The sequence below is a fragment of the Streptomyces coeruleorubidus genome (genome assembly GCF_008705135.1).
Taxonomy (GTDB): domain Bacteria; phylum Actinomycetota; class Actinomycetes; order Streptomycetales; family Streptomycetaceae; genus Streptomyces; species Streptomyces coeruleofuscus.
On the sequence record NZ_CP023694.1, the window covers coordinates 8,816,907 to 8,835,217 of the forward strand.

Consider the following 18,311-nt stretch of genomic DNA (forward strand, 5'->3'; position numbering starts at 1 on the left):
CGGGATCGGGGCCGGCGCGACTCGGGCGCGGCGGTGATGGTGAGCCGGAGCGCGTGCTCAGGCGCGGCGGTGATGGTGGGCCGGCGTGCGCTCAGGCGCGGCGGTGGTGGCGGGCGAACTGCTTCTCGGGCTCCGCGAAGTAGGTCCAGGGCCAGTTGGTGTAGGCACCGTCGAGCGTCTGGAAGACGCGGCGGACCGTGTGGCGCTCACCGGCCAGCGACAGGGCCATGGCGAACATGTTGAAGTCCTGCTGCCAGCCCGGGCGGTACACGTAGGCGGGGTGGAGGATGCTGTGGTCCGCCGCTTCCCGCAACTGCGCCTGGATCTCGGCAGTTTCGAGGTAGTCCCCGCGCTCCGCCTCGACCCACTCCTCGATGTACGCCATGGCGATCACGCAGCCGAGCCGGTGCCCCTGCGGGGCGCGGGCGAGCGCCTCCTGGGCGAACGCCAGGGCCTGGCCCGGCTCGCCGCCCCAGCGCGGCTGCAACTGCGACACCCACTCCAGGTGCGTCTCCAGGTCCAGCGGGTCGCGGCGCAGGGCGGCGTCGCGCCGGGTCTCGTTGACGGCGGGGCCCAGCGACATGCCCCGGCCGGAGGTGAGGAGGCGGCGCCACGGAGTGACCCAGTCCGGCCGCAGTTCGGCGGCCTCGAGCAGCTGCTCCTCGGCGATCTGGAGCCGATCGTGGAAAACCCGCCACTGCTCCTGCGTGACGTTCACGGCACGCGCGGCGGTGCGCGCCTCCCAGCCCCAGCTGATGTGGCGCGTCCCGGATATCAGCAGGGCCGTCGCCCGGTGCTCCTTGTCCTCCTCGACCGCGCGGCCGATCCAGTCCTGCACACCGTCCAGGTCGGCCAGTTCACCGAGGACTTGGTGGTCGCGGCCGAGATCGAAGGGGACCAGCGCCGCCTTCACCGCCTCCCAGTCACCTGCGTCGGCGGCCTCCACCAGCGCGAGCACCCGCGCGTCCCCGAGCGCACGCAGTGTGTACACCCCGTGCTTCTGCCTGCGCGGGACGGGCAGGGCGTGGGGATCCGCCACCGGTCTCTCCGCACCCCTGCCGAACAGCTTGCCGAACATGCCGCGCCCTCCCCTGATCCCACGTGATCGTTCGGTGCAGCATATGCGGCCCCCATGACACCGCTTCCGCAGGGTTTTCACCGATGCTTCACCGGCGAGGGCGGCCACGGGTGTCTGCGGGCATCGATGCCGACTTCCTTCGAAGGGAAGGGCGTCGGGGGACGGTGTGCCAGGCGTGATGAGGCCGGCATCCGGCCGGGTGTACGCCGCGCTCGGCCCACGCCGGCCGGCTCCCTGGTCCGGTCAGCCGCGCGCGATGGGGAAGGGCGGCGCACCGCCGTCGGTGGAAGGCCGTACGCCGCGGTCGCCCTCGTGCGCGTTCCTCGCGGGTGGAGCCGGCCCCGCGACCTCCACGTGGGCCGGTCGCAGCAGGTGGTCGCCGAGGCGGTAGCCGGGACGGAGGACGGCCGAGCAGACCAGGTGGTCGCTGTCCGGGGAGGCGTGGTGCGCCAGGGCGTCGTGGCAGGCGGGATCGAACGGATCACCCACCTCACCGAACGACGTGACGCCCAGCGCGCCGAGCTGCTCCCTCAGGCTGTCGGCGATGTCCTCCAGGCCGGGCGTGAGCGGCTCGTGCGCGCACGCCCGGTCCACCGCGTCCAGCACGGGCAGCAGCGCCCGGAGCACGTTGACCACCGCGATCTCGCGTACGGCCAGGCGATCCCGCCGGACCCGTTTGCGGTAGTTGTCGTAGTCGGCCTTCACCCGCTGAAGATCGGCGGTCCGCTCCTCCACCAGGCGCCGCAGCTCCGCCAATTCGGTCGTCCGCGGCCCGCTCCCGGTCATCGTCAGCCGGCCTCCCGCTTGTCATCTTGACGATCTCGGCGTCCATCACGGTCGTCCTCGGACGAGCCGCCGGCCGTACCGCCGCCGGCGGCGGTACCAGTGTCACCCGCGGGCTGCCCGGCCCGCGACTTTTCGTACAGCGCCGTGCCGACCCTCCGCGCGCCCTGCACCGTTCTTGGTCAGCCTTCCCGGATGCGCGCGGTCTGTTCGGTGCCGACGTCGGTGACGCGTTGCAGATAGCGTTCGATCACGGCGAGTTCATCGTCGGTGAAGTCGTCCAGGGCTTGGCCGAAGGCCCTGCCGGGTGCCTCCCAGGCGGCCTCGATGTGTGGGGTGCGCGCGGTGGTGAGGGAGACGAGTGTCTTGCGCCGGTCGTGTGTGTCGGGCCGGCGTTCCACCAGGCCGGCCTTCTCCAGCCGGTCCACGAGGCGGGTGGCTGCCCCGGAGGTCAGCCCGGTCAGTTTCGCGATCTCGCCGGTGGTGTGCGGGCCGGGCTCCAGGCCGAGCAGGCTCACGCACTGAAGGTCTGTGGGATGCAGGCCGAGCTCTTCGGCCAGGGCCTGGTTGAAGAGGGTGTAGGCGGCGTGGTGGCGCCGGGCTGCCGCGGTGACCGCCGCGACCGCCGCCGCGCGGGTCGTCCGTTCCGGCATGAAGTAACCCCCCTGACTCCTTATCCGTGAATAACTGTGTTGCGCAGATGTTGTGTGATGCAGCATCTTTCTATCATGACCATTCGAGAAGAACCCACAGCTCCACACAGCCGCGAGCAGATGCGCGCCCTCTACGACCGCTGGAGCCGGATGTGGCGTGGCGACTTCCGCCATGCCGAGGACATCCTCGCCCCCGGTTTCCTCGTCCACCAGGCGCGTCCCGACGGCAGCGACTCCGAGGCGGTCACCGGCCCGGCGCGGCTGCTGCCCGAGATCGAGCAGACCATGGCCGCCTTCGGCGGCATCGCCATCACCGTCGACCTCGGACCGATCATCGACGGAGACGTGATCGCCGCGCGGTGGACCATGCGCGCCACCTACGCCGGCGGCATCCCGCACGCCACCGCCCCCGTCGGCACGGAGATCTCCTTCAGCGGCCACGACATCCTGCGGGTCGCCGACGGCAGGTTCGTCGAGTACTGGACCTGCACCGACATCCTCGACGGCCTGGCCCAGCTCGGCGCCGTCTCCGGCCCCAACGGACCGGCTCGGCACTGAGCGGGCACCCCCGGCACCGGCTTGTTGGCCCGGCCCCCGGCGTCACAGCGTGGCGCGAAGGTGGCTGACGGTGACGAAGTGGTAGCCGCGGGCGGTGAGGGTGCGCAGGATCTCGGGGACGGCGGCGACCGAGGTGGCGTGGATGTCGTGCATGAGGACCACGTCGTTGGGCTGGGCCTTGGTGATGACGGTCCGGGCGACCTTGGCGGGGTCGCGGTACTTCCAGTCCTCGGTGTCGACGTCCCACAGCACCGGCGAGAGGGCGGTGGCGGCCCTGACGGTGCGGTTGACGGCGCCGTAGGGCGGACGGAAGAGGGTGGGGGTCCTGCCGGTGGCGGCCTTGATGGCGGCGCTGGTGCGGTTGAGCTGGGAGGCGACCTGCCGGGAGCTGAGCCGGGTGAGGTCGGGGTGGTTCCACGAGTGGTTGCCGATCTCGTGGCCGGCCTTCGCCTCGGCGCGGACGAGGTCGGGGTGGGCGGCGACGTTCTGGCCGACGGTGAAGAAGGTGACGCGCGCCCTGTACCGGGCGAGGTGCGTCAGCAGGGCCGAGGTCTCGGGGACGGCGGGTCCGTCGTCGAAGGTCAGGGCGATGCACTTGACCTTCTTGCAATCGGTGTCGTCGTCACCGGAGGCGGTGTGGGTGGGGACGGCGGGGGCGGGGACGTGCGGCGCGCCCAGGTCGAGTGAACGGCTCGGGCTCACGGTCTGCCGCTGGGCGCGCTTGCCGAACGCGGACAGCCATGGCGTGATCGTCTTCTTGGGGATGGTCACCGTCTGGGCCCCGGCGGCCGGAACGCCCACGTCGCCGCGGTCGAAGTGCACCCGCAGTCCGCCGTCGGCGGTGAAGGCCATGTCGTACAGGGCGGCGTCGCGGGTGTCCGGGTCGGAGAACTTGTCGTCCAGGGCGGCTGCATCCACGCCCTCCCGGTCTTTGAGCTGATCCTTCAAGGCGGCGACGAAGGCGTCCCGGGAGCCGTCGGCGACGAGTCCGAGTGCCGTGGGGTAGGCGCCGGCCTTGCCGTCGTACCAGTACGTCCTGGCGGACAGCCCGTCGCCCGCCGCACTCTGGTCCTGGGTGGTGAGACGGACGCCGAGCACGTCGCCGGAGGCGACCAGGAACTGGTGGCTGATGTTGAGCTCGCGGCCGTCCGCGCCGCCCGAACCCGTGCACACCCCCGAGCGGAAGGTTGCCAGGCGCCGCTCCACGTCCTTCTTCATCGCGGCCGTCATCGCCTCCGCGCCCGGCACGTCCGGGTAGCTGGTCGCGAAGGGGCAGGAGCCGTTCTCGCTGCTGTCGCTGACGATCTCCAGACCCTTGATCTTCGACGGGTCGACCGTCCGGGCCGGGGACGGCGACGAGCCGGGCCGTGCGCCGTCGGCTGCCGTGACCGGGGGTTCGGAGGAGCCGTGCGCACAGGCTGCGGTGAGCGAGCCGAGCAGCAGGAGGGCGGGGAGCAGGGTGTGAGAGCGCATGTGACCAGAACCTGAGGAGAGGAGACCTTCCGGGCGTCGCGGACCGGACGCCGGGCGGCCGCCGCGTTCGAGGACGCCGACGGCCGTTGTGATCTCCGATCGTTCTGGTCAGGGGCGTTTTTCAGCGAGCCCCGGGGTCACCGTGAACAATTTGAGGGCCGGGTCCTGCGGCACTCTGCCCACTTTTGTGTGCATTCAGCGCGCTGCTGGGCAGACCTGCCGGTACGGCGCGTCGGGGACGTACCGCCGCCACTGCGCCCGGGTGAGTCCACCCCCGGCGTGTTCGCAGATGGCGCGGACGGCCGCGTCGGGGGCGATGGGGCGGCGTTGCAGCAGCACGTTCGGGCCGGTGGCGTAGAGCATGCCGTCGTTCCCTCCGAAGGCGAGCGAGCGGACCTCGTCCCCGGACGTGGGCAGATCGCCGCCGAGCAGTCGCTGCCCGGCGGTGTCCCACAGCCGGAGGGTCCCGCCGGCTCCCCCCACGGCGAGAGTGCCGCCGTCGGAGGAGAAGGCCAGAGCGCCCACGGCCTCGGTCCGGCTGCTCGGGGCCGTGTCGGCGGTGCCGGTCAGGACACCCGTGGTGTGCCGCAGGTCGCCGTCCCAGAGGGTCACGTGCCCGGTGGTGTCGCCGACGGCGAGCCGGGCGCCGTCGGGGCTGAAGGCGAGCGCGGTGACCTCCCGGCCGTCGGCCAGCGCCCACCCGGTGACCTTGCCGGAGGGGACGTCGGCGTACTGGTCGGCGGAGCCGACGAGCAGCCGTCCGTCCGGCCGCACGGCCATGCCCTGCCCGAAGAGGCCGCGCAGGGTTCGGGAGACGCGGTGGGTCCGGGTGTCCCAGACCTCCGCCGCCTCGCCGTCACCCGCGGAGCGCACGGCCAGCAGTGTGTGCCCGTCGGTGCCCAGGGCGAGCGCGGACACGGGGCGGTCGGCCGCTCCGGAGGTGGTGAAGCTCGTACGGACCATGTGGGTCCGTACGTCCCACACGGTGAAGCGCAGCCGCAGGGAGCCGCCCGAGGACGTGGTGTCGGCGACGGCGAGCGTGCGGCCGTCCGGGCTGAAGGCCAGCCGCGGGGTTTCGTCGCCGGTGTCGCTCGGCAGGGGGCCGAGCGTGCTTCGCGCGAGGACGGCGCCGGTGCTGGTGGAGAGCAGCTCGAAGCGGTAGCCGTGCCCGGACCGGGTGGCGGTGGCGAGGGTGGTTCCGTCCGGGCCGAGGAGGGTGGCGTCGGCCGGGGTGCTCTGCCAGTGTGCGGCGAGGCGGTCGGTGAGGTCGAAGGTGTGGACGGTGGCGCGGTCGAGGTAGCGCAGGACGCGGCGGCCGTGGTCCGGGGTCCACGTCAGCCCTGTGACCTCCGCCCCGGCCAGCGGCCGGTGGAAGACCTGCCCGCCCCCCGACGCCAGCTGCCATACGGCGATCTCCTGGTCGTCGGCCGTGGCGAGGAACTCCCCGTCGGGCGAGAGGTCCGCCTGGGCGAACCCGGTCGTGCCGCCGCTGGCGAAGTCGGCGACGACACGCCCGCTGCCGACGTCCCAGACGGTGGCCGCCGTCCCGTGGATCGAGGCCAGCCGCCTGCCGTCCGCGCTGAGGCGCAGCAGCCGGTCCCCGCCGTCGGCTCCCGAGCCGGTGCCGCACACGGTGTTGTCCGCCTTCTGCCAGGCGCCGGGCAACTGCCTGCCGCGCACGGTGTCCCACACCTGGGGCGGGCCCTCGGCCGGGCAGAGAGCGGCCACACGCCCGCCCTGGCCGAGGGCTGCCGTGGTGATAGTGCGGGAGACCCCGGTGGTGAAGAGGACCTTGCCGTTCTCCGTCCGGCGGACCTGCGCCCGGCCGGGCCCGTCGAACGGCTGGATGAGGTAGGCGTCCCCGTCGGGCGCGGTCGCCCCGAGCTCGGCGTCGCCCAGATCGGCGACGGATCTCCCCTCGGGGAGGTTCCACAACGTGTCGCTGTCCGCCCCGGTCAGGACGAGGGAGCGGCCGTCCGGGCCGACGCCGGTCGCCTCCGCGTCGTCCGGCAGGTGGTAGGCGGCGGTACGGCGGTGCTCGGCCACGTTCCATGCGGTGACGCGGGCTCCGTCGGCCCTGAGCAGGGTGCGGCCCTGGTCGGTGAGGAAGCGCCGGACGTCCTGGCCGGTCTGGGGGTCGGTGAAGGCGTCCCGTTCCGGCTGGGCGAGCGCGCCCAGCAGGGCCGAGCGGGACTCGGTGAGCGGGGCGATCCGCCACGCGGCGGCACCGAGCAGGGACGCGGTACGGGGGTCGGTGGCGCGCAGGCTCTCGGCGACGGTGGCCAGACGGCGGGCGGTGGCCTTGGCGGCCTCCTCCTCGCCCACCCGGTCGCGCTGCCAGGCGACGAGCCCCGCGGTCAGCGCGAGGACGAGGAACACGCAGAGACCGACGGCGAGGGCCCGTGTGCGGCGGGCGGCGCGCGTTCCGGCGTCCCGCTCGGCGTCACGGGCGGCGGCCGAGGCGGTCAGGAAGGCCCGCTCCACCCGGGTGAGGTCGTCGGTGTCGTCCTTCTCCCGCTGCCTGCCGAACAGCTCCTCGGCGCGCTCCAGCCGGGACCCCCGGAACAGCGCGCCGGGGTCACGGTCCAGCTCCTCCCAGGCGCGGGCGGCCTCGCCGAGGATCCGCTGGGCGCGCAGCCGGCCCCGGCTCTCCTCGATCCAGCCGGCCAGGCGCGGCCACCCGGTGATCAGGGCCTCGTGGGCGAGTTCGACGGTGTCGCCGTCCAGGGTGACCAGGCGGGCGGCGGCCAGACGCTCCAGGACGTCGAGCTCACCCGTTCCCAGCTCGGACCGTGACGCCGGGCGGCGCGTGTCGGCCGTACGGTCCCCCGGGGCGATCAGCCGCAGCAGGATGCGCCGGGCCGTACGGGCCTGACCCTCGTCCAGATCGCCGTAGACCTGCTCGGCCGTGGCGGCGATCGCCCCGCGCACGCCTCCCGCCTCCTCGTACGCGGCCAGCATCAGCGTGCGGCCCCGGCGGCGGCGCCATGTCTCCAGCAGGGCGTGCGAGAGCATCGGCAGCGCGCCCGGCTGGTCGCCGGCCTCCTCGATGATCCGCCCGGTCAGCACGCGCTCCACGTTGAGCCCCGCCGTGCTGGCCGGGCCGGTGACGGCCTCCCGCAGCTCGTCCCCGCTCATCGGCCCGACCAGCAGGTTCGCGTGACTGACCGCCTCCGCCAGCTCCCGGTGCTCGGCACAGTGGCCGTAGAAGTCGCCGCGCACCGCGACCACGACCCGCAGGCGGCTCTCCGGCTCCCGCGCGCCGAGCAGCAGGCCCAGGAAACGGTCCCGCTCCTCGCGGTCGTGGCAGAGGGTGAACAGCTCCTCGAACTGGTCGATGATCACCCAGGTGTCCTGCTCACCGTCCTGGGGAACGAGCGCCCGCCCATGCGTGTGGGCGGGCCGCTCGCCGGGGGTGAGGACCCGGACCACCGCCGGTCGGCCGGCGCCCGGGCCCTCCCGCAGCAGCGGGATGAGGCCGGCCCGCAGCAGCGAGGACTTGCCGCTGCCGGAGGGCCCGAACACCGCAGCGAACCGGTGCGCGCGGGCCAGGCGCAGCAGGTCGCGGGCCAGCGCCTCCCGGCCGAAGAACAGGTCACTGTCGTCCGGTTCGAAGCGGGCCAGCCCCCGGTACGGAGCCCGCTCGTCGGCCGCGGGAGCGCGGAGCTCGGCGTCCGCCTCCCGCCAGCGGGCCTCCCACTCGTCCGGGTCGGCGTCGAGCGCCTCCGCGTAGGCGCGCGCCACCGCCAGAGTCGGCAGCTGATCGCCGGCCGCGGCCTGCGACAGGGCGGTCGTGGAGTACCCCGCCCGTTCGGCCATCTCCCGGTACGGCGGCTTCCCGGCCTTCTCCCTCAGCAGGCGCAGGTCGTGAGCGAGGCGCTGCACCGGACCGGCGCTGGGGTCCACCGGCTTCTCGCGTCGACCCACCGGGTGGCACCTTTCGACCCTCGAACAAGAAAACGGAGCTCAACCTACGTTTTCACCCGCCCGCAGGCAATCCCGGTGGTGAGTCGGCTCCGCCCCGGGACATTCCCTCGCGGTGGCGTAGCAGGTCCCACATCACGGCAGGAGGCAGGGACGGATTGGCCGCTGCTGCTTCCACTACCTGCCACTCCGGGTCGGCGAGCAGCTCCACGAGGACCGGTGGCGGGACTGCCGGGTGGCCGGCGGCCACGGGTCTGGCCTGCCTGTCCGTCAGACAGACCAGCAGTGCCGAGGCCGTGGCGCTGCGATGCCGGGCAACCTCGCGGAACATCTTCTGCACCACTGGTTTGTGCTGGACCAGGTCCTCCAGCAGCGCCGGGGACGCGTCCGGGTTGGTCGCCACCTTGGCCAGGACACGGACGCCGTGTCGGTCGGCCATGGCACGCAACTGCGCTTCGCTGAGGCCAGGGTGCGGAGCGAGGGCCTTGACCACCTTCGCGTCGGGGTCGTCGGCCAGCCGGTTGCGAATCTCGGGCGGCAGATCGCGTCGCTGGGCCACGAGCATGCGGGCGGCCGGCTCGGGTGACATGGCCAGCTCTTCGACCTCGGCGGGAGACGCGGCGGCGATACGGGGCAGCAGGCTGGAGCCGATCTTGGCAGTCCGGGCCAGGTCGGTGAGTACGTCGAGCGGTACGCGTGGGTGGTGTGCGAGCGTACGGCGCACGTCGGGGTCGCGGTCGCCGGCCAGCGCACGGAGCAGGGCATCGTCGAGCCCGGGATGCGCGGCAAGGTCGGCGCGGATGCCCGCAATGGGTTCCGAGGCGAGCTGCGCGCACGCCGGTCCGGGTAGGTCCTCGCGGGTGGCGAGCGCCCAGCGCAGCAGCGTCGAAGGATGGTCCACGAAGCCGACGACGGCTTCGACGGGGGTGGCGGGGTTGCGGAGTGCCGCTTCCCGCACGCCGTGAACGGCGGACTCGTGGGTGCCGTCACAGGAGGCACCCGGCGGCAGATCGCAGTCGAGCCGCGGACACTGCGGATCGTGAACGAAGGGGGGCTCGTGGCGGTCGCAGACCAGGCAGCGTCGTGCCGCGGGCAGCCCTTCCCCGGTCACCAGCGCTGCCAGTACGGCCGGGGGTGTCGCCTCGTTGCCCGCCACCGCGCGGCGGACCTCGGCGTGCGGATGGGCCGCGAGCCTCGCGGCCACGTCCGAGGTGGCCGCCGCCGCGAGCTCGGCGACGACACGTACGTCCCGGTCCACCGCGAGCGTGTCCACCACGTCGGACGGGAGACCGGGGCAGGCCGCGAGCTTCTCCCGGCGTTCAAGGACCGGGTCCGCCGCGAGGAGACGCGCCCACTCCGGCCGGCCGGCGCCTTGGTCGAGCAGGGCGAGGGCGGCGTCCGGCCGGACAGAGGGATCGATGTCGGCGGCGGTCAGCCGGCCCTCGTACGCGAGATGCACTGCCCTCTCCTCGACGCGCCCGGCCAACGCGACCGCCTGTGCGCGGCTGAGGTCCGCGCGATAGGCGAGGTGTGTGGCGATGTCGTCGTCCGCCATGGCTATCAGGCGGTCGACCAGCTCGGGCGACAGGGCCGGGTTGGCGGCGAGCCCGCACAGGATGGGATGCACAGCGACATCCTGCCTGGAGCGGGAACGACGAGTCCGGCATTTTCGACCCCCTGGGCGTCAGGCGTCGAACGTGTAGTGCGCCGTGTGGTCCAGCAGATCCGCCGGGCTCGTGTCGTGCCAGGGCCTCATCGTCTCGCGCAGGTCGATCACGTTCGGCGTGCCCGCGGCCGGCAGATAGCCGGAGCCCGGGTGCCGCCGTTGCCACTCGGCCCACAGCTTGTCGATGAACGCGTGGTGCAGCCAGAACACCGGGTCGTTGGGGGACACCCCGGTGGCCATCTGCCCGCCGACCCACACATGGACGCGGTTGTGCAGGTTGACGCCCCGCCACCCTTCGAGGTGATTGCGGAAACCGTCCGAGGCACTGTTCCAGGGCGCCATGTCGTATGTGGGTATCGACAGCACCGACTCGACCTCGGCCGGCGTCGGCAACTGACGCCCGCCGCCACCGAGGGACCGTCGCAGGAACGTACGGCCGTCGACCCGCACGTTGATCGGCCAGTTCCCTGAGGACGCCGAGAACGGCCCGTCCGTCACCCGGCCGTCCCGCTCGCGCCCGGTGCCCCCGAGGAAGTCGGGCGCCCACAGCGATGCGCGCGGCGAACGGTCGACGCTCCAGTCCCAGTACGGCAGCGCCACCGACGCGTCCACCGACTGCAACGCCCGCTCGAACTCCAGGAGGAATCTTCGGTGCCAGGGCAGGAAGGACGGTGAGCGGTGCCCCGTCCGCTCGCCGTCGTCGGTGTCCGAGACGATGAACGCGTTGTGCGTCGTGACGAATTCGTCGTAGCGGCCGCTGCGCTTCAACTCCAGGAGCGCGGCGACGAAGCGCCGCTTCTCGTCGGCGGTCAGGGCGGACTGGTTCTTGCGGACGGTCATGTGCGGGCGCTCCAGATGCCTTACGGAAGGGGTCAGTTGGCGGGGAAGGGCAGCAGTGGCGCGCCCTGGAGCTCGTCCACGGCGGCCCGGGCGGCGGCGCGCGGGGTGGGCACCGGGTCGTAGTGACTGACGACGCTGATCCAGGTGCCGTCGGCGTTGCGCATCACGTGCAGTTCCACACCGTCGACGAACACCGCGTATCCCGCGCCGTGGTGGTGATGACCGGCTCCGGCGGCCGGGCGGCCCTGTATCCGGCGGCCCTTGTAGACCTCGTCGAAGGTCCCGGGGGAGTCGTGGTGCCCGGCGGCCGTGGCCGGGGCGCTTGCCGGCCATGCCCCCGCGGTCGCGGCGACGACGGCCGCGGCGGTGAGCGCACGGCGACGGCTGAGTTCCGGCATGCGGATCTCCTGAGTTCGTTCGGCTGATGACCACACATGCCTATCGGTCCGCCCGGTACCGGGAGAAATCCACGCGAGCCGGTTGGCTGCGAATCGGGCAATTCCCCTTATGTCGTGCAAGGTTGAACGAAGATGATCTTGCCGCGAGGGGGTGTTCCGGCGGGGCGGAAGGGGAAGTTCCGCCCGCGAGGCGTGCTGTGACGGATGTTTCTCCCCGTGCGGCCCGCTGCCCGTGGTGCGCGTCACGCACAGAAGGTGACGCGATTCGGCCGTCCGTCCGGTGATGCTGAGCGCGGCCCGCTTCAGCGCCCAGTGGTACGAGAACCTCCCGCGCGCCGGGGTGAGGCGCTCACTCCTCGGCGCCCTGCCCGAACAGCCGGTCCAGGAAGGCGTTGCCGTAGACGCGGTGCGGGTCCAGCCGGTCCAGCACCGCGTCCGCCTCGGCCCACTCGGCCGGACCGACCGCGGCCGGCACCACCGAGCCCAGTACCTCCTCGTCGCTCCACACCCCGTCGTCCGTGTACGCCCACCCCTTGGACCACTCCACCCGGGTCAGGGCGGACCCGCCGTCGTACGTGCGCAGCAGGAACCGCTCGATCTCGCGCAGGAACGCCTCCGCGTCCGGCGTGCCCGGCAGTGTCAGGATGTCCAGCCACACGGCCGTGTCCCACTCGGGGTGGTCCGCGCGCGGCCGGAGCGCGGACAGCAGCGGCGGACGGGCCCCGGCCACTCCGGAGTCGTCCGGGTCGTCGAGGCCGGTCACCCGGATCTCCACCGAGCCGTTGACCGGGAAGCTGCCCCGCGCCGCGTACGCCGTCAGCCGCTCCCGGTAGAACGCGGCGAACTCGGAGACGACCTTCTGCACCCGGTCCCTGGAGGTGAGCACGGCATAGCCGTTCGCGTGGACCCGCAGGGTGGTCGGCTTCAGATACAGCAGAGTGTTCTTGGAAGGTCCCCAGATGTCGCCGGACAGTGTCGCCACCAGCCCGAGCGCGGCCGCGTCGTACTGCGCGGTGCCGAGCACCGGCGCCAGGTACCAGGCCGCCTGAGACGTCATACGGCCCACCAGCTCCGCCACCGGGGCCGGGACGTTGTCGGAGAACGGGTAGTTGTACGGCCGTGTCACGCGCCGGGAGGCCAGCGGCCGGGTGGGGGAGACGCTCCACACCTTCAGCCAGGGATGCTCGGTGAAGGCGAACCAGATGGCCTCGACCCGCCCGGCCTCCTCCAGGAAGCTCGCGAACGTGCGTCCGTTCCCGGAGCCGGGCGGGGCGAACAGTTCGCCGGCCGGGATGTCCGTACGGCTCACGCACCGCAGGTCGGTGTTCGCGCCCACCCGCAGCACCACCTCGGTCACCAGGGACCGCCCGAGATGGGTCAGCAGCGCGGCACAGTCCCCTTCGTCACGGTGGAAGGTGCGCAGCGCGTACGCGCCGGCCCGGGAGTCCCACACCACGGCCGTGAGCGACAGGATCAGATTGCTCAGCGAGCCGTACGTGTGCCCCGGCAGGCGTCGCTCGCCCCGCGCGGGGACGGCGGTGCCGTGCGCGTCGATCGCCAGGGCGCCGCCCAGCGTGAGGACGCCCGGGGCGGGAGCCGCTGTGACACCGAGGCCGTGCTCCTCCAGGAAGGTGAGCAGTGCCTCCATGGTCACGCCGGTGCCGGCGCGCACTGCGGCCGGCGAGTCCAGGGCGAGGCCGGTGAGGTGGGGCGCGGTGTCGACGAGGAGGACGGGCGCACCGGACGGCGTCCCCTCCGTCACGGTCAGGGGCGACCAGCCGTGCGAGGCGCCCCGGGCGCGCACCCGCCAGCCCTGCCGCCAGGCCCAGTTGACGACCTCGACCACCTGGCCGGGGCTTCCCGGCGCACAGGCCCACATCCCGTCGGCGGTGATCTCGCCGACCCAGTTCCGGTACGCCGAGCGGTACAGCGCGACGCCCGCCGGGAAGTCCGGCAACTCCGCCGCGGCGGCGGCCGGATCCGCCGGGAGACCCGGCACCGCGGCCAGCGCGGCCGCGGTGAGGAGGAAACTGCGGCGCGACCAACGCGCCCCGTCCGACGGAATGTTGCTCACTGAACCGGTTGCCACGTCGAGCCACGCTAGGGGCCCGTTGACACGTGACGCGTTCCTGTCGACTCTATTCACTCGTGTGAGTGAATCCGGCGGGGTCGGCGGCCCGGATCCGGACGGTCCGCGCGCGGCCGTGACGGATGACAGACTGACGCCATGGACGAGCGCACATTCGACAGGTCGGGTCAGCACGCTTCCGTCGTCGGTCTCGGCACGTGGCAGCTGGGTGCCGACTGGGGGGACGTCGACGACAAGGAAGCCCTCGCGGTACTGGAGGCGGCGGCCGAGGCCGGGGTGACCTTCTTCGACACCGCCGACGTGTACGGTGACGGCCGCAGCGAGCAGACCATCGCCGCGTTCCTCAGTGGCAGGCCGGACCTGCACGTCCTGGTCGCCACCAAGATGGGCCGCCGGGTCGACCAGATCCCCGGGAACTACGTGCTCGACAACTTCCGCGCCTGGAACGACCGCTCCCGGCGCAACCTCGGCGTCGACCGTATCGACCTCGTGCAGCTGCACTGCCCGCCGACACCCGTCTACTCCACGGACGAGGTGTTCGACGCTCTCGACACCCTGGTCGAGGAGGAGCGGATCGCCGCGTACGGCGTCAGCGTCGAGACCTGCGCGGAGGCGCTGACCGCGATCGCCCGCCCGAACGTGGCGAGCGTGCAGATCATCCTCAACCCGTTCCGCATGAAGCCCCTGCGCGAGGTGCTCCCGGCCGCCCGCGAGGCGGGCGTCGGCATCATCGCCCGCGTCCCGCTGGCCTCCGGCCTGCTGTCGGGCAAGTACACGCGGGACACGGTCTTCCCCGAGAACGACCACCGCACCTACAACCGGCACGGCGAGTCCTTCGACGTGGGCGAGACCTTCTCCGGCGTCGACTACGTCACCGGCGTCGAGGCGGCAGCCGAGTTCGCGGCGCTCGCTCCCGAGGGCTGCACCCCGGCCCAGCTCGCCCTGCGCTGGATCATCGACCAGCCCGGCGTCACGACCGTGATCCCCGGCGCCCGCTCACCCGAGCAGGCCCGTGCCAACGCGGCCGCCGCCCGCCTGCCGGAGCTGTCCGGCGAGACGCTGACGGCGATCCGCGACCTCTACGACCGGAGGATCAAGGACCAGGTCGAATTCCGCTGGTAGGCGAGCCCCCCGTCACGGCATCAAGAACTCACGGCACCAAGAGCTCACGGCACCAGGAGCAGCTGCCTCTCCTGCTCCTGGTCGCCGGAGGCGGCACCGTCGTCGCGGGCCGTGAAGGCCCGGGTGAGCGTGTCGCTCGCGCGCCGCACCGCCTCCGGGGCGCCCTGCACGGTGACGGTCACCGGGGCGGACAGGCGCTCGGCCCCCGCCCCGGCATCACTCGCGGGACTCGCGTCCCTGCCGCCGTCGAAGGTCGCCATGTGCACCGTCGCGTTCTCGTCGGCGGGAACCTCGTCCGGCGCCCCGAAGGTGCCTTCCAGGGCCCGGACGACCGCTCGTGCGTCGTCGGCGCCCCCGCCGCTGAGCGTGACGGTGAGCTGCGTACCGGACATGCGTCCACGACCTCCTCGGGCTGTGCTTCAGTCGCCGTCCGTGTAACCGTCCGCTGATCGGTCAAACCGCCCGCAGGCCGGGACGACGGCCGCTTACGGGGAACACGCGTGAGAGAAGCACTCACGTCTTACCCGGGGAGGAACAGTGGCGGACACGGCAGAGGGCGCGCCGAGGCGCCGGGGGCGCAACGAGACGGAGGAGGAGAGAGCGGACCGGATGTGGCAGGAGCTCATCCAGGAGGTCCGCGTGGCCCAGATGGGCGTGCAGATCCTGTTCGGCTTCCTGCTCACCGTGGTGTTCACCGAGAAGTACGACGACCTGACCGACACGGACCAGACGATCTACCTCGTGACGGTCGTCCTCGGCGCGTGTGCGACCGGGGCGCTCATCGGGCCGGTGTCCCTGCACCGCCTGGTCTCCGGGCGGCGCGTCAAGCCCCAGGCGGTGCGGCTGGCCTCCCGGCTCACACTGCTCGGCCTCGTGCTGCTGCTCGCCACGACGACCGCCTCGCTGCTGCTGATCCTGCGCGTGGCGACGCACGACGGCTTCGTGCCCTACCTCGTCGCCGGCGTGGTCGGCTGGTACCTGCTGTGCTGGTTCGTCCTGCCTCTGTGGACCCGGCACCGCCACACGGCGAAGTGACGAACCTGCCGTGCTCTCCGCCATCAGCACCACTGCGTGGGTGGCGGCGGACAGCACGGCAGGTTCGTCAGCGGGAAACGCCCCGGGTCAGCCCCCGGCAATCACGTTCGCCAGGAAGTCGTCGACGCTGACTTCCTCGCGGCCCGGCGGGACCACCTCGTGGGTCTCGCGCAGGAACGCCGCGAACGCCGGGGCCCACGCGAACACCACCGCGTGGTGACGGCCGCCGTCGGGGCGGGCGTCACCGAGGAACTCCATGCGCAACTCCCGCCACATGCCCAGCGACTCGGGACGCATCCGCACGTCCCCCACCCCGACCGGACGCCGCAGCCCCTCGCCGAGCATCTCGCGGTCCAGCTGCCAGCGGGCGAGGACCCGGCCGTCGTGGCTGAAGACCACGGTGACGGCGAACGGGTCCGCGGCGTCGTAGCTCAGGTGGGCGAGCACGGAGAAACGGTCCGTGTCACCCGCCTGGAGCTGCACCACCAGGGTCTTGTGCACGAAGGAGTTCACGAGAGGGCCTCCGGAAGAACCAACCGACGTAGAGCCCTCTAGTACCCCCCATACGCACAAGATGCTCAGCCCTCCGGGTGATTCCCGCGGGCACCGCGCAGGGACTCGATGCACACGGCCACGGCCCGCTGGAGTTCCTCCAGGCGCTGGACCATGTCGTCCTCGTAGAACTCCCCGGCGTCGTCGAAGGTCAGCTCCTCGAACACCTTGGTCGCCTTCTGGAGGCTGCTGTAGAACTTCGTGCGCCGCTCCCGCACCCGCAGCGCCGGGTCGGTCTCGACCGTCTCGACGACGAGGGACTTCATGGTGTCGTACGCCTCGGCGGCCCACTCGCCGGCGTCCTCGTCCTCGTCCAGTTCGTCGATGAGCGACAGGTGCCGCTCGGCCTCCTGACGGAGGTCGGCCGGCGCGTCCACGGTCTGCCCGGCGGGCGTCTTGATCTGCCCCGACTCGGCGATCTGGCGCACGTACCCGATTCGGTCGGCCGCCCTGCTCTCGCCGGCGACGGCCTTCTTCAGCTCGTCCGTGCGCACGACGTCACGGGCCAGCTCGGACTGGAGTTCCGGGTCCTCCCGGACACGGTCCAGCAGGGCCTGGCGTGCCGCGCGGGCGGTGGCGGGGTCGGCGAGGATCGCGGCGCGCAGAGCGGTGGGGTTCTCCGCGACCTCCAGCGCCTTCGTGGGCCGGATGCCCTCCGCCTCGGCGGCCTCGGCGATGGCGGTGCCGCGCTCGGAGGTGGCGCCGGAGCGGGAGACGTAGTAGCTCAGCCACACGTCGGCGTCCGGAAGGTCCACCTCCTGCCCCGGCGCCAGGGCCTCGAAGTGCGGGACCAGCCCGTCGTCGGCCGCCCGGTCCCACGCCTTGTAGTAGCGCATGACCCGCTCGGGGGAGCACCCGGCGAGCTCCGCGAACTCCCTCGCCGACACCTTCGGCGTCTCGTCCGGTCCCTGTCCGCCGGGCCGCACGCTGCGTGCCACCTTCAGCCCGAAGGCCCACCCTCCGGTCCGGGCGTACGCCCCGAACTCCCGCGCGTCCCGCGCGATCGGTTCGGACACGGGCGCCGGGGAGCTGACGGGCGGGGTGGTCGCTAGGGTCACGGACGACTCTCCTGAATAGGCTGGCCGGTTGAGTATGTGCAGGTCGGCAGCCTATACGTGCCCATGGCCCGGGTCGGCCCGGACGGGGGAGGACCTCAGCCGAAGGCGTCGCGCAGGGCCGGCAGCAGGGTCTTCTCCGACCAGTCCAGATACGCCGGCTGCGACTCGCCTCCGATCTGGACCAGGGCGATCTCGGTGAAACCGGCCTCGGCGTACGGGCGGACGGCCTCGACGAACGCGTCCGGGTCGTCGCCGCACGGGATGGAGTCGGCGACGTCGTCGGGGGTGACGAACTGGGTCGCCGCCTCGAAGGAATCCGGATGCGGCAGCTCCGAGTTGACCTTCCAGCCGCTGCCGAACCAGCGGAACTGGGAGTGGGCGCGCTTGATCGCCGTGTCGCGGTCGGGGTCGTAGCAGACGGGCAACTGGCCCACGCGGGGCTTGCCCTCGCCGCCGTGCCGGTCGAACGCCTCCAGCAGCCCCGCCTTGGGCTCCGTGGCGATCACCAGATCAGCCAGCCGGCCCGCGAGTTCGCACGACCGCTCCCCGGAGACGGCGATGCCGATGGGCGGCGCCTCGTCCGGCAGGTCCCACAGCCGGGCCGACTCCACGTCGAAGTGCGTGCCGCGATGGTTGACGTGGCCGCCCTTGAAGAGGGCGCGGATGATCTCCACGGCCTCCTCGAACATCTCGTGCCGTACGTCGACGGACGGCCAGCCGCCGCCCACCACGTGCTCGTTGAGGTTCTCGCCGGAGCCGAGCCCCAGCCGGAACCGGCCCTCGGACAGCAACTGGACCGTCGCCGCCTTCTGCGCCACCACCGCCGGGTGGTAGCGGAACGTCGGGCACGTCACGTACGTCATCAGCGGGATACGTGACGTGGCCTGGGCGGCCGCACCGAGCACCGCCCACGCGTAGGGCGAATGTCCCTGCGAGCGCAGCCACGGAAAGTAGTGGTCGGAGGTCACCGAGAAGTCAAAGCCCGCCTCCTCGGCCCGCACCACATGGTCGACGAGCTCTCGGGGGCCGGCCTGCTCGGTCATCATCGTGTATCCGATTTGCACCATAACCGGCGAGTCCCC

General features: G+C 72.5%; 16 protein-coding genes. 3 read left to right on the forward strand and 13 right to left on the reverse strand.

Going from position 1 to position 18,311, the window contains the following annotated elements; genetic code table 11:
- Positions 1 to 91: 91 nt before the first annotated feature.
- The 3 genes from CP976_RS40150 to CP976_RS40160 form a co-directional block, all read right to left on the reverse strand.
- Positions 92 to 1,078, reverse strand: a complete 987-nt coding sequence (locus CP976_RS40150; protein WP_150484761.1) for a hypothetical protein — start codon at positions 1,076 to 1,078, stop codon at positions 92 to 94.
- A gap of 243 nt (positions 1,079 to 1,321) precedes the next feature.
- Positions 1,322 to 1,864, reverse strand: coding sequence for a nucleotide exchange factor GrpE (grpE, locus tag CP976_RS40155; protein ID WP_150484762.1), 543 nt, complete (start codon positions 1,862 to 1,864; stop codon positions 1,322 to 1,324).
- A gap of 179 nt (positions 1,865 to 2,043) precedes the next feature.
- Positions 2,044 to 2,514: a MarR family winged helix-turn-helix transcriptional regulator gene (locus CP976_RS40160; RefSeq protein WP_150484763.1), complete on the reverse strand. Its 471-nt coding sequence runs from the start codon at positions 2,512 to 2,514 to the stop codon at positions 2,044 to 2,046.
- 75 nt (positions 2,515 to 2,589) lie between these two features.
- Between CP976_RS40160 and CP976_RS40165 the strand changes: the two genes are divergently transcribed.
- The gene (locus CP976_RS40165) at positions 2,590 to 3,072 is read left to right on the forward strand and encodes an ester cyclase (RefSeq protein ID WP_150484764.1); all 483 of its coding nucleotides are present in this window, start codon (positions 2,590 to 2,592) and stop codon (positions 3,070 to 3,072) included.
- A 42-nt stretch (positions 3,073 to 3,114) separates the two neighbouring features.
- Here CP976_RS40165 and CP976_RS40170 read toward each other — a convergent pair whose 3' ends face one another.
- From CP976_RS40170 to CP976_RS40195, 6 genes are all read right to left on the reverse strand, one after another.
- The gene (locus tag CP976_RS40170) at positions 3,115 to 4,545 is read right to left on the reverse strand and encodes a polysaccharide deacetylase family protein (protein WP_150484765.1); all 1,431 of its coding nucleotides are present in this window, start codon (positions 4,543 to 4,545) and stop codon (positions 3,115 to 3,117) included.
- A gap of 195 nt (positions 4,546 to 4,740) precedes the next feature.
- On the reverse strand, positions 4,741 to 8,472 hold the full coding sequence (locus CP976_RS40175) for an nSTAND1 domain-containing NTPase (protein WP_150484766.1): 3,732 nt from the start codon (positions 8,470 to 8,472) through the stop codon (positions 4,741 to 4,743).
- A gap of 52 nt (positions 8,473 to 8,524) precedes the next feature.
- Positions 8,525 to 10,096, reverse strand: coding sequence for a hypothetical protein (locus CP976_RS40180; protein WP_150484767.1), 1,572 nt, complete (start codon positions 10,094 to 10,096; stop codon positions 8,525 to 8,527).
- Positions 10,097 to 10,153: 57 nt separating this feature from the next.
- Positions 10,154 to 10,975 carry a tyrosinase MelC2 gene (gene melC2, locus CP976_RS40185; protein WP_150484768.1) on the reverse strand — a complete coding sequence of 274 codons (822 nt, stop codon included), beginning with the start codon at positions 10,973 to 10,975 and terminating at the stop codon, positions 10,154 to 10,156.
- A gap of 32 nt (positions 10,976 to 11,007) precedes the next feature.
- Positions 11,008 to 11,373, reverse strand: a complete 366-nt coding sequence (gene melC1, locus CP976_RS40190; RefSeq protein ID WP_150484769.1) for an apotyrosinase chaperone MelC1 — start codon at positions 11,371 to 11,373, stop codon at positions 11,008 to 11,010.
- Positions 11,374 to 11,722: 349 nt separating this feature from the next.
- Positions 11,723 to 13,462, reverse strand: coding sequence for a cholesterol oxidase substrate-binding domain-containing protein (locus tag CP976_RS40195; protein WP_229876324.1), 1,740 nt, complete (start codon positions 13,460 to 13,462; stop codon positions 11,723 to 11,725).
- A gap of 138 nt (positions 13,463 to 13,600) precedes the next feature.
- On the opposite strand from CP976_RS40195, the gene CP976_RS40200 reads away from it, so the two are divergent.
- Positions 13,601 to 14,584 carry an aldo/keto reductase gene (locus tag CP976_RS40200; RefSeq protein WP_150484770.1) on the forward strand — a complete coding sequence of 328 codons (984 nt, stop codon included), beginning with the start codon at positions 13,601 to 13,603 and terminating at the stop codon, positions 14,582 to 14,584.
- Positions 14,585 to 14,628: 44 nt separating this feature from the next.
- On the opposite strand, the gene CP976_RS40205 is transcribed toward CP976_RS40200, so the two are convergent.
- Positions 14,629 to 14,976 carry a hypothetical protein gene (locus CP976_RS40205; protein ID WP_150484771.1) on the reverse strand — a complete coding sequence of 116 codons (348 nt, stop codon included), beginning with the start codon at positions 14,974 to 14,976 and terminating at the stop codon, positions 14,629 to 14,631.
- 145 nt (positions 14,977 to 15,121) lie between these two features.
- On the opposite strand from CP976_RS40205, the gene CP976_RS40210 reads away from it, so the two are divergent.
- Entirely contained in the window at positions 15,122 to 15,619 is a 498-nt protein-coding gene (locus CP976_RS40210; protein ID WP_150484772.1) for a DUF6328 family protein, read from the forward strand.
- 87 nt (positions 15,620 to 15,706) lie between these two features.
- On the opposite strand, the gene CP976_RS40215 is transcribed toward CP976_RS40210, so the two are convergent.
- The 3 genes from CP976_RS40215 to CP976_RS40225 all read right to left on the reverse strand — a co-directional run bounded on the left by CP976_RS40215 (position 15,707) and on the right by CP976_RS40225 (position 18,296).
- The gene (locus CP976_RS40215) at positions 15,707 to 16,132 is read right to left on the reverse strand and encodes an SsgA family sporulation/cell division regulator (RefSeq protein WP_150484773.1); all 426 of its coding nucleotides are present in this window, start codon (positions 16,130 to 16,132) and stop codon (positions 15,707 to 15,709) included.
- A gap of 65 nt (positions 16,133 to 16,197) precedes the next feature.
- Positions 16,198 to 17,229: a hypothetical protein gene (locus CP976_RS40220; RefSeq protein ID WP_150484774.1), complete on the reverse strand. Its 1,032-nt coding sequence runs from the start codon at positions 17,227 to 17,229 to the stop codon at positions 16,198 to 16,200.
- Positions 17,230 to 17,324: 95 nt separating this feature from the next.
- Positions 17,325 to 18,296, reverse strand: a complete 972-nt coding sequence (locus CP976_RS40225) for an LLM class F420-dependent oxidoreductase (protein ID WP_150484775.1) — start codon at positions 18,294 to 18,296, stop codon at positions 17,325 to 17,327.
- Positions 18,297 to 18,311: the final 15 nt, after the last annotated feature.

Bases quoted from the DNA above. Each gene is read 5' to 3' on its own strand.
- CP976_RS40150 (WP_150484761.1), bottom strand. From the start codon at position 1,078: ATGTTCGGCAAGCTGTTCGGCAGGGGTGCGGAGAGACCGGTGGCGGAT.
- grpE (WP_150484762.1), bottom strand. From the start codon at position 1,864: ATGACCGGGAGCGGGCCGCGGACGACCGAATTGGCGGAGCTGCGGCGC.
- CP976_RS40160 (WP_150484763.1), bottom strand. From the start codon at position 2,514: ATGCCGGAACGGACGACCCGCGCGGCGGCGGTCGCGGCGGTCACCGCG.
- CP976_RS40165 (WP_150484764.1), top strand. From the start codon at position 2,590: ATGACCATTCGAGAAGAACCCACAGCTCCACACAGCCGCGAGCAGATG.
- CP976_RS40170 (WP_150484765.1), bottom strand. From the start codon at position 4,545: ATGCGCTCTCACACCCTGCTCCCCGCCCTCCTGCTGCTCGGCTCGCTC.
- melC2 (WP_150484768.1), bottom strand. From the start codon at position 10,975: ATGACCGTCCGCAAGAACCAGTCCGCCCTGACCGCCGACGAGAAGCGG.
- melC1 (WP_150484769.1), bottom strand. From the start codon at position 11,373: ATGCCGGAACTCAGCCGTCGCCGTGCGCTCACCGCCGCGGCCGTCGTC.
- CP976_RS40200 (WP_150484770.1), top strand. From the start codon at position 13,601: ATGGACGAGCGCACATTCGACAGGTCGGGTCAGCACGCTTCCGTCGTC.
- CP976_RS40205 (WP_150484771.1), bottom strand. From the start codon at position 14,976: ATGTCCGGTACGCAGCTCACCGTCACGCTCAGCGGCGGGGGCGCCGAC.
- CP976_RS40225 (WP_150484775.1), bottom strand. From the start codon at position 18,296: ATGGTGCAAATCGGATACACGATGATGACCGAGCAGGCCGGCCCCCGA.